This window comes from Paraburkholderia hiiakae, assembly GCF_904848665.1.
GTDB lineage: Bacteria > Pseudomonadota > Gammaproteobacteria > Burkholderiales > Burkholderiaceae > Paraburkholderia > Paraburkholderia hiiakae.
In genome coordinates this window covers 1-16,524 of the sequence record NZ_CAJHCQ010000028.1, presented here as the reverse complement: position 1 = coordinate 16,524, position 16,524 = coordinate 1, and the positions used below count along the sequence as shown (strand labels likewise).

17 protein-coding genes and 1 tRNA gene are annotated in these 16,524 nt (G+C 62.7%); 2 read left to right on the top strand and 16 right to left on the bottom strand.

What is annotated here, in order from left to right:
• Positions 1–73: 73 nt before the first annotated feature.
• The 14 genes from JMY28_RS34625 to JMY28_RS34560 all read right to left on the bottom strand — a co-directional run bounded on the left by JMY28_RS34625 (position 74) and on the right by JMY28_RS34560 (position 14,062).
• Positions 74–472, bottom strand: a complete 399-nt coding sequence (locus JMY28_RS34625; RefSeq protein ID WP_201700390.1) for a MerR family transcriptional regulator — start codon at positions 470–472, stop codon at positions 74–76.
• A gap of 128 nt (positions 473–600) precedes the next feature.
• Positions 601–1,011: an integration host factor subunit alpha gene (locus tag JMY28_RS34620; RefSeq protein ID WP_028204248.1), complete on the bottom strand. Its 411-nt coding sequence runs from the start codon at positions 1,009–1,011 to the stop codon at positions 601–603.
• A gap of 91 nt (positions 1,012–1,102) precedes the next feature.
• Positions 1,103–3,559: a phenylalanine--tRNA ligase subunit beta gene (gene pheT / locus JMY28_RS34615; protein ID WP_201700389.1), complete on the bottom strand. Its 2,457-nt coding sequence runs from the start codon at positions 3,557–3,559 to the stop codon at positions 1,103–1,105.
• 107 nt (positions 3,560–3,666) lie between these two features.
• Complete coding sequence (gene pheS, locus JMY28_RS34610; RefSeq protein WP_201700388.1) at positions 3,667–4,680, bottom strand: phenylalanine--tRNA ligase subunit alpha; 1,014 nt, start codon at positions 4,678–4,680, stop codon at positions 3,667–3,669.
• A gap of 236 nt (positions 4,681–4,916) precedes the next feature.
• On the bottom strand, positions 4,917–5,276 hold the full coding sequence (rplT, locus tag JMY28_RS34605; protein ID WP_004192938.1) for a 50S ribosomal protein L20: 360 nt from the start codon (positions 5,274–5,276) through the stop codon (positions 4,917–4,919).
• Positions 5,277–5,306: 30 nt separating this feature from the next.
• On the bottom strand, positions 5,307–5,504 hold the full coding sequence (gene rpmI / locus JMY28_RS34600; protein ID WP_004191477.1) for a 50S ribosomal protein L35: 198 nt from the start codon (positions 5,502–5,504) through the stop codon (positions 5,307–5,309).
• 292 nt (positions 5,505–5,796) lie between these two features.
• Positions 5,797–6,318 (bottom strand): translation initiation factor IF-3, encoded by a 522-nt coding sequence (infC, locus tag JMY28_RS34595; RefSeq protein WP_201700450.1) that lies wholly within the window; start codon positions 6,316–6,318, stop codon positions 5,797–5,799.
• Positions 6,319–6,368: 50 nt separating this feature from the next.
• Complete coding sequence (gene thrS / locus JMY28_RS34590; protein ID WP_201700387.1) at positions 6,369–8,276, bottom strand: threonine--tRNA ligase; 1,908 nt, start codon at positions 8,274–8,276, stop codon at positions 6,369–6,371.
• Between the two features lie 275 nt (positions 8,277–8,551).
• Positions 8,552–8,628 (bottom strand) — tRNA-Val (locus tag JMY28_RS34585).
• 74 nt (positions 8,629–8,702) lie between these two features.
• Positions 8,703–10,952, bottom strand: coding sequence for a RelA/SpoT family protein (locus JMY28_RS34580; protein WP_201700386.1), 2,250 nt, complete (start codon positions 10,950–10,952; stop codon positions 8,703–8,705).
• A 100-nt stretch (positions 10,953–11,052) separates the two neighbouring features.
• On the bottom strand, positions 11,053–11,406 hold the full coding sequence (locus tag JMY28_RS34575; protein ID WP_201700385.1) for a RidA family protein: 354 nt from the start codon (positions 11,404–11,406) through the stop codon (positions 11,053–11,055).
• A gap of 96 nt (positions 11,407–11,502) precedes the next feature.
• Positions 11,503–12,396, bottom strand: coding sequence for an alpha/beta fold hydrolase (locus JMY28_RS34570; RefSeq protein WP_201700384.1), 894 nt, complete (start codon positions 12,394–12,396; stop codon positions 11,503–11,505).
• A 289-nt stretch (positions 12,397–12,685) separates the two neighbouring features.
• A complete protein-coding gene (locus tag JMY28_RS34565) occupies positions 12,686–13,327 on the bottom strand; it encodes a CoA transferase subunit B (protein ID WP_201700383.1) in 642 nt (213 codons plus the stop codon).
• A 15-nt stretch (positions 13,328–13,342) separates the two neighbouring features.
• A complete protein-coding gene (locus JMY28_RS34560; protein ID WP_201700382.1) occupies positions 13,343–14,062 on the bottom strand; it encodes a CoA transferase subunit A in 720 nt (239 codons plus the stop codon).
• 257 nt (positions 14,063–14,319) lie between these two features.
• Here JMY28_RS34560 and JMY28_RS34555 point away from each other — a divergent pair, with 257 nt between their 5' ends.
• Positions 14,320–14,892 (top strand): LuxR C-terminal-related transcriptional regulator, encoded by a 573-nt coding sequence (locus JMY28_RS34555; RefSeq protein ID WP_201700381.1) that lies wholly within the window; start codon positions 14,320–14,322, stop codon positions 14,890–14,892.
• 37 nt (positions 14,893–14,929) lie between these two features.
• On the opposite strand, the gene JMY28_RS34550 is transcribed toward JMY28_RS34555, so the two are convergent.
• Both JMY28_RS34550 and JMY28_RS34545 read right to left on the bottom strand, forming a co-directional pair.
• Positions 14,930–15,370, bottom strand: a complete 441-nt coding sequence (locus tag JMY28_RS34550; RefSeq protein ID WP_201700380.1) for an acyl-CoA thioesterase — start codon at positions 15,368–15,370, stop codon at positions 14,930–14,932.
• Between the two features lie 64 nt (positions 15,371–15,434).
• On the bottom strand, positions 15,435–16,214 hold the full coding sequence (locus JMY28_RS34545; protein WP_028204260.1) for an SDR family oxidoreductase: 780 nt from the start codon (positions 16,212–16,214) through the stop codon (positions 15,435–15,437).
• A 176-nt stretch (positions 16,215–16,390) separates the two neighbouring features.
• Here JMY28_RS34545 and JMY28_RS34540 point away from each other — a divergent pair.
• Positions 16,391–16,524 (top strand): FAD-dependent oxidoreductase (locus JMY28_RS34540; protein ID WP_175197696.1); only part of this gene is annotated, 134 nt, incomplete at its 3' end.

Sequence of the window (16,524 nt, the reverse complement as noted above, 5' to 3'; positions counted from 1 at the left end):
AGAGTTTCTCTAATTAGAACCGCTTCGCACGTAATTCGTGAACGACCCGGTTGCACGCGTTGAGAGAGCTGCTTCAGCGCCCGAGCGCATCGAGCACATGCAGCAATTCCTTGCGCAACTGATCGACGTCCACGAGCGCCGTCGTGCCTTCAGAAACCGGCGCGCCCACGGCTTCCGACTGCGCGGCTTCGTCGGCCGCCGCCCCATGCGAATCGAGCCGATTGCGCGCGCCGTTGATCGTGAAGCCCTGCTCGTAAAGCAGCTCGCGAATGCGACGGATCAGCAATACCTCGTGATGCTGGTAGTAGCGACGATTGCCGCGCCGCTTCACCGGCTTCAACTGCGTGAACTCCTGCTCCCAATACCGCAGTACGTGAGGCTTGACGCCGCACAGCTCGCTCACCTCGCCAATGGTGAAGTAGCGCTTGGCGGGTATGGGAGGCAAGACGACCTTTTCGCTTGTCGATGTCATCGCCGGGTTGCCGTCGTGGTGGTTGCGCAATGAGGCGTCGCCGCCTGGGTCCTTGGAGTCCGCTATTTCTACTTATTCGTTCACGCCCGCCATATTGCCACCGCCGCGGGCAGACAAGCTCTCCGCTATCAACGCGGGAAGCTCGCCTCGGCGCCGCTCTCCACGAGCGCCTTAAGCTTCTGGCTCGCATGGAACGTCACCACGCGACGCGCCGCAATGGGTATCGCCTCACCCGTCTTCGGATTACGGCCGGGGCGTTGCGGCTTGTCGCGCAACTGGAAATTGCCGAAGCCGGACAGCTTCACGCTGTCGCCGCTTTCCAGCGCGTCGCGAATCACTTCGAAGAAGGCTTCGACCATGTCTTTCGCTTCGCGCTTGTTGAGACCAACGTTGTCGAACAGCAGCTCAGCGAGTTCGGCTTTGGTCAGCGTGGGCGTGTCGTTCGTGGCGCTTGCCGACGAGGCAGGAATGTCGCGAATCATGGCGCTACGCTGTGCCGCAAGAAGGGCTTCGAAATCACTCGAGTTCATTTCGTTCATCTATCTATGAAATGGCGCGCTTCCGGTTGCGGGGTTGACTTGCAAACTCGCAAACCAGAAGCCGATGTCGGTACGTGATGAGCCGAGGAGCTTATCCGCGCAACCGGGCGCCATACACTCGAGCCAGGCGATCCACCAGGGACTTGATGGCCGCATCGACCGTTTCGTCCTGAAGGGTTCCGCCAGTATCTTGCAGGGTCACCCGGAAGGCAAGGCTTTTCTCGTCCGCGCCAAGTCCGGAAGTATTTGATTTTGCACGAAATTCATCGAAAAGCGCAACCCTCTGCACAATCCGGCAAGCCTCGTCTTGCATGCCCTTCTGGAGCTCGTCGAGCAGCGCTTGCACCTCGATCTTTTGATCGACAACAAGAGCGATGTCGCGACGGACCGGCGGGAATTTCGAGACTTCGGTGGGTGTGGGCAGCTCGCGCGCCATCAATGCGTCGGCCTCGACCTCGAAGAGGATCGGTGCGTGCGGCAGGTCATACTTCTGCATCCAGCGCGGATGCAGCTCGCCAATCCAGCCCACGGACTTGCCATCGACTTCGATGCGCGCGCTACGTCCCGGGTGCAGCGCGGGGTGCTCGGCCTTCACGAAACGCGGCGCCTTAGCCGCGCCAAGCGATGCGAACAGCGCTTCGAGATCGCCCTTCACGTCGAAGAAGTCGACGCCGCGTGTCTGCGCGCCCCACTGCTCTTCGAGCGCGGAACCGTAGGCGAGCGCACCGATCATCTGCGGTTGTGCGAAACCTTCCACCGCCATCTCGCCGGCCTTGATCGACGGATCGTTCAGGAACACGCGGCCCGCTTCGAACACGCGCACGCGGTCGGCACGGCGGTTGAGGTTGTGGCGCAGCACGTTGATGAGGCTGCCGAACAGCGTCGTGCGCATGACCGAGAGCTGGCTCGCGATCGGGTTCAGCAACTTCACGGGATTCGCGTTGCCCGCGAAGTCCTGCTCCCACTCGGCGTCGACGAAGCTGAAGTTGATCGTCTCGGCGTAATCGCGCGCGGCGAGCGCGTGACGAATGGCGTGGATCGAGCGGCGCGTTTCGTTGGTCGCACGCATTTCGCTGCGCGCAACCGGCGGCAATGCCGGAATCTTTTCGACGCCGTAGATACGCGCGACTTCTTCGATCAAATCTTCTTCGATCTCGATGTCGAAACGATACGGCGGCGGCGTCACGCTAAAGCTCTCGTCGCCCGCATTGTCAACGCTACGCGTGAACGTGAGGCCGAGGCGCGTGAAGATTTCCGCGATCTCATCGGCACTGATCTTCACGCCGATGATGCGGTTCGCGCGCGCCACACGCATCGTCACCGGCTCGCGCTTGGGAACGTTCACGGTTTGATCGTCGATCGGGCCGGCTGCGCCGCCGCAGATGTCGAGGATCAGTTGCGTGATGCGCTCGATGTGCTCGACGGTCGTCGACCAGTCCACGCCGCGCTCGAAGCGATGGCCTGCATCGGTCGAGAAGTTGTAGCGGCGCGAGCGGCCACGAATGCTGTCCGGCCACCAGAATGCGGCTTCGAGATAGATGTTCGTGGTGTCGAGCGTGACGGCCGTGCTGTCGCCGCCCATGATGCCCGCGAGGCTTTCGATCTCGCGGTTGTCGGCGATCACGCCCACGGTTTCATCGACTTCCACCGTGTTGCCGTTGAGCAGCTTGAGCGTTTCGCCCTTCTTGCCCCAGCGCACGTCCATCGAACCGTGGATCTTGTCGAGATCGAACACGTGCGACGGGCGGCCGAGTTCGAGCATCACGTAGTTCGAGATGTCGACGAGCGCCGAGATGCTGCGCTGGCCCGAACGTTCGAGGCGCTCGACCATCCACATCGGCGTCTTCGCGTGCGCGTTTACGCCGCGGATCACGCGGCCCGAGAAGCGGCCGCACAGGTCCGGCGCCGAGATCTTCACGGGCAGCTTTTCATCGAGCTTCACTTCGACCTTCGGGTACACGGGCGCCTGCAACGGCGCACCGGTGATCGCAGCCGTTTCGCGCGCGATGCCGTACACCGAAAGGCAATCGGCCTTGTTCGGCGTGAGTTTGATTTCGAAGATGGTGTCGTCGAGGTTCAGCGCTTCGCGGATGTCCTGGCCGATCGGCGTATCTTCCGGCAGGATCATCAGGCCGCTGTGGTCTTCCGAGAGCTTCAGTTCGCGCGCCGAGCACAGCATGCCCTGGCTTTCCACGCCGCGAAGCTTCGAGAGCTTGATCGCGAACGGCTTGCCGCCCTCTTCCGCGGGCGGCAGTTCGGCGCCCACGAGCGCCACCGGCACCTTGATGCCGGGCGCGACATTGGGCGCGCCGCACACGATCTGCAGCGTCGCGCCGGTGCCGGCATCGACCTGCGTAACGTTGAGCTTGTCCGCGTCCGGGTGCTTCACGACTTCGAGCACGCGGCCCACGACGATCTTCGTGGTGGGGGGAGCCGCCGGGCTCAGGCCTTCGACTTCGAGGCCGGCCATGGTGAGCGCGTGGGCCAGCTCATCGGTCGTGAGCTTCGGATCGACAAAGCTTCTCAGCCAGGATTCGGGGAATAGCATTTGGTTTTACGTTCCAGACAGATTGTGACCACGGCGAAGCGGGTTCTCGCGCACCTTCTTCAAGTGCTGCGTCCGCCTCGCGCGCTGCTAACGAGTGCGTCGTCGCTTCAGGCGAACTGACGCAAAAAGCGCAGATCGCCTTCGAAGAACAAACGCAGATCCTGCACGCCATAGCGCAGCATCGTCAGGCGTTCGAGGCCGCTGCCGAACGCAAAGCCGATGTAGCGCTCCGGGTCGAGGCCCATGTTGCGGATCACGGTCGGATGCACCTGGCCCGAGCCCGAGATCTCGAGCCACTTGCCGGCGTTCTTGCCGTGCTCGAACATCATGTCGATTTCAGCCGAAGGCTCCGTGAACGGGAAGTACGACGGACGGAAGCGCACCTGAATGTCGTCACGTTCGAAGAACTTCTTGAGGAAGTCGGTGTAGACACCCTTCAGGTCTGCGAAGCTGATGTTCTCTTCGATCCACAGACCTTCGACCTGGTTGAACATCGGCGAGTGCGTGGCGTCGCTGTCCACGCGATACGTGCGGCCCGGCACGATCACCTTGATGGGCGGCGTGTGCGTGCGCGCGTAGCGCACCTGCATCGGACTCGTGTGCGTGCGCAACAAGAGCTGACGGCCATCGGCGTCCTTGCCGTCCACGTAGAACGTGTCCTGCATGGAGCGCGCCGGATGGTTTTCCGGGCTGTTGAGCGAGGTGAAGTTGTACCAGTCGGTTTCGATCTCGGGACCGTCGGCCACGTCGAAGCCGATCGAGCCGAAGATGCGCTCGACACGTTCCCACGTCTGCATCACGGGATGCAGGCTGCCCGTACCCGTGCCGCGGCCCGGCAGCGTGACGTCGATCGCCTCGGCGGCGAGACGCTGGTTCAGGAGCGCGTCAGCGAGCGCCTGACGGCGGGCGTTGAGCGCAGCCTCGACCTGCTGCTTGACGGCGTTGATGCGTGCGCCCTCGGTCTTGCGCGTTTCCGCGTCGAGCTTGCCGAGGCCCTTGAGCAGTTCGGTCAGCGCGCCGGACTTGCCGAGAAAGCGGGCCTTTTCGTTTTCAAGCGTGTTGACGTCGGGGGCGCAAGCGAACGCGCTTTGCGCGTCGGCGACAATCTGGTCCAGATCCATTGATCCCATCTTTTCAGCGTCAGAGTTTGAGACTTGGAGTATTTCCGCGCTCACGGCACGCCAGACACAAGCCAGGCGATGACGGCGCGAAGACACTGCATGAAGCGGCGCAAGAAGCGTAATTACCAACAAAAACGGGGCTCGGTGAGGAGCCCCGTTTTTGTTGCAGCATCACCGAGACGACCGGAATGTCTGCTGCAACGAACCTGCGCAATACCTATGCTTGATACCAGCGCTTAGGCAGCGACGGCGGCCTTCACCTGCTTGACGATCGCAGCAAATGCAGCCTTGTCGAACACAGCCATGTCAGCCAGAACCTTACGGTCGAGTTCGATCGAAGCCTTCTTCAGGCCGTTGATGAACACGCTGTAGGTCATGTCGTGCTGACGCACCGCCGCGTTGATACGCGTGATCCACAGTGCGCGGAAAACACGCTTCTTGTTGCGGCGATCGCGGTAGGCGTACTGGCCTGCGCGCATGACCGCCTGCTTGGCGATGCGATAGACGTTATTGCGACGGCCGCGGTAACCCTTGGCCAGGTTGATGATCTTCTTGTGGCGGGCCCGTGCGGTAACCCCACGTTTGACTCGAGGCATGTTTCGCTCCTATGAGTTATCGGTTGAGGATTACGCGAACGGCAGCATTGCGCGCACGGAGTTCAGATCGGAATCATGAACGGCCGTTGCACCACGCAGATGACGCTTGTTCTTGGTGGTCTTCTTGGTCAGGATGTGACGCTTGAAGGCTTGACCGCGCTTGACGGTACCGCCCGGACGAACCACGAAGCGCTTTGCAGCGCTCTTCTTGGTCTTCATCTTCGGCATGACAGACAACTCCATTATTTGATGGACATGGGTGTGCGGCTGGCGCGGTGTTCACACACCTTGCCGGGACTCCGCCCTTCGAAACCCACTCCACTTGTTTTGGCGACTGGCTGGCTTCTAAAAAACAAGCTTGCCGCCGCTTTCAGGAAAAACGCCCGGTTGCCGCACTTTATGTGCAGCGCGCGGGCGCCGTTCCGGAACCTGCTTCCCGCCTTCTGCGCGCGAGGGCGCAGAAGACGTCATTGAAAACTGCTTTTGACCGTCGCGCAGACTGCGCCGCGCGGCACGCCAATTACTTCTTCTTCTTCGGCGAGAGCACCATGATCATCTGGCGCCCTTCCATCTTCGGCATTTGCTCGACCTGACCGACTTCTTCGAGGTCGGTACGCAGGCGCTCGAGCATGCGCATACCGATTTCCTGGTGAGCCATTTCACGGCCGCGGAAACGCAACGTGATCTTCGTCTTGTCGCCTTCATCGAGGAAGCGGATGAGATTGCGCAGCTTGACGTTGTAATCGCCGTCGTCGGTACCCGGGCGGAACTTGACTTCCTTGACCTGGATGACCTTCTGCTTGAGCTTGGCCTCGTGCTGCTTCTTCGATTCCTGGTACTTGAACTTGCCGTAATCCATCAAGCGGCACACGGGAGGCACCGCCTGAGGGGCAATTTCAACCAGATCGACGTCCTGCTGTTCCGACAGGCGGAACGCATCGGCCAGCTTTACGATGCCGAGCGGCTCGTTCTCGATTCCGACGAGACGCACCTCGGGTGCAGTGATTTCACCGTTGATGCGATGCGACTTATCCGTAGCGATGTTACGTTTCCTCTAAAAATTAAAAAAACGAGCCGCGCTGCCGCAGTGGCTTACTTGAACGTCTTGACGTCTTCCGCAAGACGCGCAGTAAAGGCCTCGACGGGCATGACACCCAGATCGACACCGCCACGGGCACGCACGGCTACCGTTTGTGCTTCACGCTCCTTATCGCCGACGACAAGCAGGTACGGGACCTTCTCAAGCGTGTGCTCGCGTATTTTATAGCTAATTTTCTCGTTGCGCAAATCGGCAACCACTCTAAGCCCTTGTTTTTGCAACGATTGAACCAGGTTCGCGGCATATTCGGCCTGACTTTGCGCGATATTCATCACAACGGCCTGCACCGGAGCGAGCCACGGCGGCATCGCGCCGGCATGGTGCTCGATCAGAATCCCGAGGAAACGCTCCATCGAACCGAGAATGGCGCGGTGCAACATAATCGGGCGACGACGGCTGTTGTCTTCGGCCACGTACTCCGCACCAAGGCGCTCCGGCAGGACCATGTCGAGCTGCAGCGTGCCGCACTGCCACGAGCGGCCAAGCGCGTCCTTGATGTGGTACTCGACCTTCGGACCGTAGAACGCGCCCTCGCCCTGCAGTTCTTCCCACTGCAGGCCGCAAGCCGTGAGCGCCTCGCGCAGACCCTGCTCGGCGCGATCCCACGTCTCATCCGTCCCCGCGCGCGAATCCGGGCGCAGCGAGAGCTTGATGTCGATGTGATCGAACCCGAAATCCTTGTAGATGCTCATCGCCAGCGTGTTGAAGGCGATCGACTCGCTGATGATCTGGTCTTCCGTACAGAAGATGTGCGCATCGTCCTGGACGAAGCCGCGCACGCGCATGAGCCCGTGCAGCGCGCCCGACGCCTCGTTGCGGTGGCACGAGCCGAACTCCGCGTAACGCAGGGGCAGATCGCGATACGAACGCAGGCCGTGGTTGAACACCTGGACGTGGCCCGGGCAGTTCATCGGCTTGATCGCGTAGTCGCGCTTTTCCGACTCCGTCGTGAACATGTTTTCACGATAGTTCTGCCAGTGACCCGACGCTTCCCACAGCGAGCGGTCCATGATCATCGGCGTCTTGATTTCGTCGTAGCCGGCCACGCGCAACCGGCCGCGCATGTACTGCTCGACCTGCTGCCAGAGCGTCCAGCCCTTCGGGTGCCAGAACACCATGCCCGGCGACTCGTCCTGCATGTGGAACAGGTCGAGCTGCTTGCCGAGCTTGCGGTGATCGCGCTTTTCGGCCTCTTCGAGCATGTGGAGGTACTGGTCCTGGTCTTCCTTCTTCGTCCAGGCCGTGCCATAAATGCGCTGCAGCTGCTCGTTCTTCGAGTCGCCGCGCCAGTAGGCGCCCGCGACCTTCATGAGCTTGAAGACCTTGAGCTTGCCCGTGGACGGCACGTGCGGGCCGCGGCACAGGTCCGTGAAGCCGCCATGCGAGTACAGCTTGATCTCTTCCGCACCCGGAATCGACTCGATGATCTCGGCCTTGTACTTTTCGCCAATGCTCTTGAAGTAGTCCACCGCTTCGCCGCGCGAGACGACGCGGCGCGACACCGGCTCGTCCTTCTTCGAGAGTTCCTGCATGCGCTTTTCGATCTTTTCGAGATCTTCGGGCGTGAAGGGACGGTTGTAGGCGAAGTCGTAGTAGAAACCGTTGTCGATGACCGGCCCGATCGTGACCTGGGCGTCCGGATACAGCTCCTTCACCGCGTAGGCCAGCAAGTGCGCCGCAGAGTGACGGATGATGTCGAGGCCGTCGGCATCCTTGTCCGTGACGATGGCGAGCGATGCGTCGCGATCGATCAGCGTCGACGTATCGACCAGTTCGCCGTCGAGCTTGCCGCCGAGCGCCGCCTTGGCGAGGCCGGGGCCAATCGAAGCCGCCACTTCGGCGACCGTGACGGGATGATCGTACTGTCGAACCGAACCGTCGGGCAGACGTATCGCAACCATGTTTTTCTCCAGAAGTGCCGCGAAGGCACATCGTATTGTTCGTGGGAACAGACCGCGGAAAACTTCGCAGCGAAAAAAAATGCGGCCCCGCTTTCGAGGGGCCGCATTCACTTTTCAAACCAGACTGCAGAGGCGAAAGAGGTCCTCGACTAGCGTCGCTCCGAAGTAGTTTCGGTAAACGTTCGCGGTGTCATAACCGTATTCGCCTTGAGCGCGGAGCGCCTTTTACTGCACTTGAAGCCTCGGCAAAACAACCGCCGCGACCTCGATTTCGTTGGTAGGCTCGATTGGACTCGAACCAACGACCCCCACCATGTCAAGGTGGTGCTCTAACCAGCTGAGCTACGAGCCTGAAGAAGAAAGATTATATGAAGTACCCGCAGACTTGGCAAGCATTTTTTGCAGCGCGGCAATCCTGCGGCCGCCTCAGCCCTTGCGCGACGCCCTTTGGACTCCGCCCACCTCACCCAGCAGCACGCAGGCGCGCTGGATCTGCGCGGAATTCGACACTTCCACCGTGAACTGCATATACGCCGCATTGCGCCGCGACTGCGTCTTCACGCCGATCACGTTCATCTTTTCGCGCGCGAACACTTCGGAGATGTCACGGAGCAAACCCTGCCGGTCGGTGGCCTCGATCGAAATATCGACCGGGTAGACCGACTGACCGCGCCCGCCCATCACGTCGGCGGACCAGGTGGTGTGCAGCACGCGCTCAGGCGCACGGTTGGCCATGCGCCGGAACGTCGGGCAATCGCTGCGATGGATCGACATGCCCTTGCCGCGCGTAACGAAACCGCTGATCGCGTCGGGCGGCGCGGGCCGGCAACAGCGCGCGAGCTGGGTAAGAAGGGCATCCACGCCGACCACCAGCACGCCCGACGACCCGCCATGCGTGACGTTCGAGCCGCTCGCGCGCTTGGTGAGCTGCTCGGGCGTCTCCTCTTCGGGCTCGGCCGCGGGCGCATCGTGCAATGCGTGCTCGACGTTGCGCAGGCTGAACTCTTCCTTGCCGACCACACTGAAAAGGTCGTCGGGCGACTTGAAGCCGAGCTTGGCCGCGAGCTGATCGAGACTGACCGACGTGCGGCCCTCGCGCTGCAGCGTCTTTTCCACCATCGCGCGGCCGTTGGCAATGTTTTCCTGCGCCTCGATCGCGTTGAACCACGCACGCACCTTCTGGCGCGCACGCGGGCTATGCAGATAGCCAAGCTGCGGATTGAGCCAGTCGCGAGACGGCCCGCCCTCCTTCACCGAGACGATTTCGACCGTCTGGCCGTTACGAAGCTGGGTGTTGAGCGGCACCATCGCGCCGTCCACGCGCGCGCCACGGCAGCGATGGCCCAGTTCGCTGTGCAGGTGATACGCGAAGTCGAGCGGCGTTGCGCCTTGCGGCAGCGCGATCACGCGGGCCTGGGGCGTGAGGACGTAGATGTGGTCGTCGTCGAGCGTGGCCTGGCGCAACTGCTCCCACGGCTGGCGCCCGTCCGAAACATCGTCCTTCCAGGCAAGCAACTGGCGCAGCCACGCGATCTTCTCGTCGTAGCTGCTGCTCGCGCTGAACTGGCCGCCGTAGCCCTTCGCACCGGCTTCCTTGTAGCGCCAGTGCGCGGCCACGCCGTATTCGGCGAACTGATGCATCTCCTGCGTGCGGATCTGCACCTCGAACGCACGGCCGTCGTCGCCGATCACAACCGTGTGCAGCGAGCGGTAACCGTTTGGCTTGGGCCGCGAGATGTAGTCGTCGAACTCCTTCGGGACCGGCTGCCAGAGGTTGTGCACGATGCCGAGCACCGTGTAGCAATCCTTGATGTCGGGCACGATCACGCGGAACGCGCGCACGTCGTAAAGCTCGGAGAAGTCGATCTCCTTGCCGCGCATCTTCTTCCAGATGCTGTAGATGTGCTTGGGCCGCCCGCTCACCTCGGCCGGGATATGCGCCGCGGCAAGCTCGCTCTGCAGCCGCGAAATTGCCTCGGCCACGTAGCTCTCGCGTTCCACGCGTTTTTCGTCGAGCAGCTTCGCGATGCGCTTGTAGGTATCGGGCTCCTGGAAGCGGAACGCGAGATCTTCGAGTTCCCACTTCAGCTGCCAGATGCCCAGCCGGTTGGCGAGCGGCGCGTAGATCTCGAGCGTCTCGCGCGCGATCTCGGGTGCCGGCGTGATCTTCGCCGCAGCATAAAAGCGCAGCGACTGCAGGCGCGACGCGAGCCGGATCAGCACGACGCGGATGTCCTGCGCAAACGCGAGCAGCATCTTGCGCAGCGACTCGACTTGCGCGCGCCGCGCCGCCTGGGCGTCGCGCCCTTCGCGGCCCGCTTCGGGCACGGCCTGCTGCGCCGCGCGCAGGCTCACAGTGCCAAGCCGCAATAGCTTGCGCACGTCGAACACGAGCTTCACGACTTCCGCGCCGAAGCGCGCTTCGAGCGTGGCTTCCGGATCGTCGAGATGCGGCGCGAGATTGAAGAGCGCTGCGGCGAGCACCGCAGGCGGATCGACGTTGAGCCGGCTCATGATGGACGCCGTGCCCTGCGCATGCTCGATGAGCGGCTCGCCGGTGGAAAGACGTGCGTCACCAGCGTGCTCGCGCACGAACGCAAGCGCGTCGTCGAGCGACGGCAGCGCGCCGGTATCGGCGGAGACCGCGGGGGCGGGAGGAACGGTGTCGCTACTCATGAGACGATGCCCGCCGGCACGCCGGACGGGCGACAACGAAAAGGATCAAACACACTCGAGGAAACTACGCCGACTGAGATGCCAACTGAGCGACTCGCGCTCAATCGCGCTGTGCAGCCACGACGACGATCTCGACGAGGCATTCCGGATTCGCGAGCTTCGCTTCGACCGTCGCGCGCGGCGGCGTCGCGCCTTGCGCGACCCACTTGTCCCACTCGGCGTTCATGCCGGGGAAGTCCTTCATGTCGGCGATATAGATCTGCACCGAGAGAAGCAGCGACTTGTCGCTGTTCGCCTCGCCCAGCAGGCGGTCGATGTGGCCGAGCACTTCGCGCATCTGGCCAGCGATATCCTGCTTCGTGTCCTCGGCGATCTGGCCAGCCAGGTAGACGGTGCCATTGTAGATTGCAGTTTCCGAGAGACGCGGGCCAACGTGGTGACGAATGACTGCCATGAAAATTCCTGTTGAGAAGTGAAAAACGGTCGACTTCCGGGCCGGCGCGATCCAGCGCACATGCGTGCGCGCCGCAATATGCCGGCGAATCGCACATTATGACGCGCGAAGGGCTTCGCCGTCGAAGAAACGGCGCGCGATCGCGATCTGATCGAGCGCCAGGAACGCGGGCGCATGCCCTACGCCCTCGATTTCGACGCTCGATACGTTGCGCCCGGTCTCGACCATCTTCGCGGCCGTTTCGCGCGAAAGCAGGTCCGAAAGCGCTCCGCGCACGACAAGCATGGGCCCTTCGAACGCAGCGAGCGAGCGCCACAAGAACTTCTCGCCCTCTTCGTTCTGCTCCGGCGTGGTCGACTTGAAGGGTTCCGCAATGCGCGGGTCGTACCGGTAGCGCCACTGACCGTCCGCTTCATGCAGCAACGGCGTATTGATCTCGCGCCATTCCTCGACGCTCAGCGGACCGAACGAGGCCGCGAGAAGCGCCGCGTTGTCGATGCCCTCCTGGAGCGTGGCGAAAGGCTCGGCGCGCCCCACGTACTCGCCGATGCGCGCGAGCGACGCAGGCTCGATATGCGGCCCGATATCGTTGAGCAGCATGCGACCAATGGGCGTGCCTGGCAGCCCCGCGAGCGCCATGCCGATCAGGCCGCCCATCGAGGTGCCGAACCAGTCGACTTTCTCCACTCCGGTGCGCGCGATCAACGTGACCATGTCCGCAACGTACTGCGCGACGCCGTAGCTGCGCGGATCGAGCAGCCACGATGAGAGACCGCGCCCGGCCACGTCCGGGCACACGACACGGTATTTGTCGGCCATTGCAGCGGCGAAGCGGTCGAAGTCGCGCCCCGAGCGCGTGAGTCCGTGCACGCACACAAGCACGCGCGGATTGACGGGGTCGCCCCACTCGGTGTACGCGATGCGGTGCAGGCCCGCGGGACTGAGACACTGGACGTATTGCTGGCGCGGCACGACGGTCGATTCGGTCATCGCGGGATCCTCACTCGAAGGCGCATCAAGGCTTTCGGCCGATTGTAGACGGCTTTGGCGCACGGCATCGGCAGCAAAGCCGCACGCGAATCCTACCCAAAAGCGGCTCCAGGCGGGCTTCCCGCCATGGTGGACGGCGCTCCCGAGCGTTGCGCCCCTCTCCATCCTGCCTATGCCGTTCGGTCGACGTTTCAACGCGACGCCAACGCGCAACAATGCAGGCACCGCAAAAACAAAACGGGCGAGACCGAAGTCTCGCCCGCCGCAAATCATGCTTACGCTACGACGTTCAGCCCACAGCGCTCACATCGAGCGGCGCGCCAGTCTTGGCCTTGATCTCGTCCACCGTCACGCCCGGCGCAAGCTCGGTCACCTTCAGGCCCGCTTCGCTCACTTCCATCACACCGAGGTCGGTGATGATGAGGTCGACCACGCCCACGCCCGTCAGCGGCAGCGTGCAGGCTTCGAGAATCTTGTGCTGGTCACCCTTCGCCACGTGCTCCATCAGTACGACCACGCGGCCAACGCCCGCCACGAGGTCCATCGCGCCGCCCATGCCCTTGATCATCTTGCCGGGGATCATCCAGTTGGCCAGGTCACCCTTCTCGCTCACCTGCATGGCGCCGAGGATCGCCAGGTTGATGTGGCCGCCGCGAATCATCGCGAACGAGTCCGCCGACGAAAAGATCGACGAACCCGCCAGCGTCGTCACGGTCTGCTTGCCGGCGTTGATCATGTCGGCGTCCACTTCGTCCTCGGTCGGGAACGGGCCGATGCCGAGCAGGCCATTTTCCGACTGAAGCCACACTTCCACGCCGGCGGGCACGTGGTTGGCCACGAGCGTAGGCAGCCCAATGCCGAGGTTCACGTAGAAGCCGTCCTGCAGTTCCTTCGCCGCGCGCGCGGCCATTTCGTCACGATTCCATGCCATGGTCGGTCTCCTTCCTCAGTTGCCCGCGGGGTTGCCCGACGCGGCGCGCACGGTGCGTTGTTCGATGCGTTTTTCCGGGTGCGCGTTGAGCACGATGCGCTGCACGAAGATGCCCGGCGTATGGATGGCGTCCGGATCGAGTGCGCCGTTCTCGACGATCTCCTCCACTTCCACCACGGTGATCTTGCCGGCCATCGCGCACATCGGGTTGAAGTTGCGCGCCGTGCGGCGGAAGACCAGATTGCCGGACTTGTCGGCCTTCCACGCCTTCACGAGCGCGACATCGGCCGTGAGCGAATGCTCGAGCACGTAGTGCTTGTCGCCGAACTGGCGCGTTTCCTTGCCTTCGGCGATCAGCGTGCCGAAGCCGGTATTCGTGAAGAACGCCGGAATGCCGGCGCCGCCCGCGCGCAGCTTTTCGGCCAGCGTGCCTTGCGGCGTGAATTCGAGTTCGAGTTCGCCCGACAGATACTGGCGCTCGAATTCCTTGTTCTCGCCCACGTAGGACGAGATCATTTTTTTGATCTGGCGCGTCTCCAGCAGCAAGCCGAGGCCGAAGCCGTCCACACCCGCGTTGTTGCTGATGCAGGTGATGCCCTTCACGCCCGTATCGCGCAGTGCGCCGATCAGCGCTTCGGGAATGCCGCAGAGGCCAAAGCCGCCAACCGCGAATGTCTGCCCGTCCTTGACGATGCCCTCGAGCGCGGCAGCCGCGCTTTTGTAGACCTTGTTCATCAGTGTGTCCCTTCCTCGAATGGAAATCCGCCAATCCGGTTTTTCGCGCGGACGTCGAGCGCGTCCGGATGCTCAATTCTAGTCATGCCCCGGTGGCGTTGCCGTGAAGCCGGTAGCCCGGCCGGGCTGCGCGCACGGGCTCAAAAGAGTCCAGCGAGCTTTGAAATCTGCCCCTCCGATGGGTGCAAAGCGTACGCTGCCCCCCTGTTGCGGCACAATACGCAAAACTACATAAAGCAATACCCGCACCGTCCGCCATGGCCGCTCCAACCCAACCCGTCGAACGCTCCGCTCTCGACTACCAGACTGCGTTCCATCTTGCGCCCATCGGCCTCGTGCTTGCGCGCGAGCGCACCATCGTCGATTGCAACGACCAGGTCGCCGCCATCTTCGGCTGCGCACGCGCGGCGCTGATCGGCCAGTCGTTCCAGGTGCTCTACCCTTCTGCGGACGAGTTCGAGCGCATTGGCGCACGCATCCCGCCGATCATGACGGCGCAAGGCAGCTACGCCGACGACCGCATCATGAAGCGCGCCAACGGTGAACTTTTCTGGTGTCACGTCACGGGGCGCTCGCTCGACCGCACCGAGCCGCACGCGGCAGGCGTCTGGACGTTTGAAGACCTTAGCGCGACGCGCCGCGTGGCTGTCGAACTCACGCCGCGCGAACGCGAAATTGCCGCGCAGCTCGTCACCGGCAAGACCAGCAAGCAGATCGGGCGAATTCTCGATATCAGCCCGCGCACTGTGGATGTTTATCGCGCGCGCCTCATGCGCAAGTACGACACCGGCAACGCCACCGAGCTGCTGCAGCGGCTGCTCGGTCAGTAAAGGCGCGCGCCGCCGGCGCACGCATGCCACGCGAAGCTCAGCCTACCCGGTCGGACTTGACCAATCCCGCATGCTCGATGGTCGCGCGCAACATGTCGGGAATCGGCACCGATTTGCCCGCCGCGTAGTCGATCCACACGCAGCGAGCGTTTCCGCGTGCGTAGAGCGTGTCCGGCTCGTCGGCGCGGCGCAGCTCGAAACCGGTGTCGAAGCTGCTGCGGCCTGGCTGGCCAACCGTCATCGTGCAGATGATGTCGCCCGGGTAATGCAACTGCTTGAGGAATTCCATGGAAGCATTGACGATCACGGGCCCCTGACCGTCGCCGCTCTCTGCGGCCACGCCCAAATGCTCGAACCAGGAAATCCGCACCTGCTCCATGTAGCGGAAATAGACCGTGTTGTTCACATGGCCGAACGCGTCCATGTCGCCCCAACGGATCGGCATGGTCATTTCAAATACGGGGTGGTAGTCACTCATTGCACTTCAACTTCTTGCTGTTGCGAAAAACGGAATGCCGGTCGGCGGCCGGACTCGCCTGCACTCAGGTGAGCCCGAAGCCGTCGTCGGCGGTGATGATCGAACCGTTGATGAACGACGACTCGTCGGCGGCGAGCAGCAGCAGCAGGCCATCCAGGTCTTCGGGCTTGCCAACGCGGTGGCGCGGCAGCATCGAGACGAGCTTTTGCCCCTGCTCCGTCGACCAGTGGTGATGGTTGATCTCCGTGTCGATGTAGCCTGGACAGATCGCGTTCACGTTGATGCCGTGACGCCCCCATTCGAGCGCCATCGCCTTCGTCATATGGACGACCGCGGCCTTGCTGATCGCGTACAGGCCGATTTGCGGCAGCACGCGCAGACCCGCTACCGAAGCAATATTGATGATGCGGTACGCCGGCTTCGGGCCGCCCCCATTGCCGCGCATGATCATGCGCTTGGCGACCTCCTGGGCCACGAAAAAGGCGCCGCGCGTGTTGGTGTCGAACACGTATTCGAAGTCGGCGGGCGTGACGTCCGCGAGCTTTTGCGTCGTGGAGACGCCCGAGTTGTTGACGAGGATGTCGATGGTCCCCGCCTCGGTTTCCGCGTGCGCCACCGCCGAGCGAATGCTCTGGTAGTCGGTCACGTCAAGCGAAACGACGTGAGCCGCGCCCCCGCTCGCCTCGATTTCGGCGCGCAATTCCTTGAGCCGCTCCACGCGGCGGCTTGCCAGCACGACTTTTGCGCCCGCCTGCGAGAGGACCTGGGCGAAGCGCTTGCCGAGCCCGCTGGAGGCCCCCGTGATCATCGCGACCTTGCCTTCCAGATTGATCGAACGGCCCATTTCCGGTTCCTGTTCAGAGGTAAATAAGCGCCAGAGCGCGGCGTGACCGCCACGCCAAATCCGACGCCATATAATAGAACGGTCGTGCTAATGTTAGCCTGTTGGGTTGCGGCACGGGGAACGTTACCCGACAATACGAACCCGAAAAAAGCATTCTAATGGCAAGAGGAGCATTGATGACCCCCGCAAGTCTTTTAGAGCAATACGGTCCACGCGAGTCGATGGAATACGACGTGGTGATCGTGGGTGGTGGCCCCGCCGGGCTGTCCGCCGCGATCCGCCTGAAGCAGCTGGCCGCGGAGAAAGGCGC

Coding starts and splice junctions, on each gene's coding strand:
- rpmI (WP_004191477.1), bottom strand. CDS start 5,504: ATGCCGAAGATGAAGACCAAGAAGAGCGCTGCAAAGCGCTTCGTGGTT.
- JMY28_RS34550 (WP_201700380.1), bottom strand. CDS start 15,370: ATGAGTGACTACCACCCCGTATTTGAAATGACCATGCCGATCCGTTGG.
- JMY28_RS34625 (WP_201700390.1), bottom strand. CDS start 472: ATGACATCGACAAGCGAAAAGGTCGTCTTGCCTCCCATACCCGCCAAG.
- JMY28_RS34580 (WP_201700386.1), bottom strand. CDS start 10,952: ATGAGTAGCGACACCGTTCCTCCCGCCCCCGCGGTCTCCGCCGATACC.
- JMY28_RS34545 (WP_028204260.1), bottom strand. CDS start 16,214: ATGGGCCGTTCGATCAATCTGGAAGGCAAGGTCGCGATGATCACGGGG.
- JMY28_RS34575 (WP_201700385.1), bottom strand. CDS start 11,406: ATGGCAGTCATTCGTCACCACGTTGGCCCGCGTCTCTCGGAAACTGCA.
- thrS (WP_201700387.1), bottom strand. CDS start 8,276: ATGGTTGCGATACGTCTGCCCGACGGTTCGGTTCGACAGTACGATCAT.
- pheT (WP_201700389.1), bottom strand. CDS start 3,559: ATGCTATTCCCCGAATCCTGGCTGAGAAGCTTTGTCGATCCGAAGCTC.
- JMY28_RS34570 (WP_201700384.1), bottom strand. CDS start 12,396: ATGACCGAATCGACCGTCGTGCCGCGCCAGCAATACGTCCAGTGTCTC.
- JMY28_RS34555 (WP_201700381.1), top strand. CDS start 14,320: ATGGCCGCTCCAACCCAACCCGTCGAACGCTCCGCTCTCGACTACCAG.
- JMY28_RS34620 (WP_028204248.1), bottom strand. CDS start 1,011: ATGAACGAAATGAACTCGAGTGATTTCGAAGCCCTTCTTGCGGCACAG.
- JMY28_RS34560 (WP_201700382.1), bottom strand. CDS start 14,062: ATGAACAAGGTCTACAAAAGCGCGGCTGCCGCGCTCGAGGGCATCGTC.
- pheS (WP_201700388.1), bottom strand. CDS start 4,680: ATGGATCTGGACCAGATTGTCGCCGACGCGCAAAGCGCGTTCGCTTGC.
- JMY28_RS34565 (WP_201700383.1), bottom strand. CDS start 13,327: ATGGCATGGAATCGTGACGAAATGGCCGCGCGCGCGGCGAAGGAACTG.
- rplT (WP_004192938.1), bottom strand. CDS start 5,276: ATGCCTCGAGTCAAACGTGGGGTTACCGCACGGGCCCGCCACAAGAAG.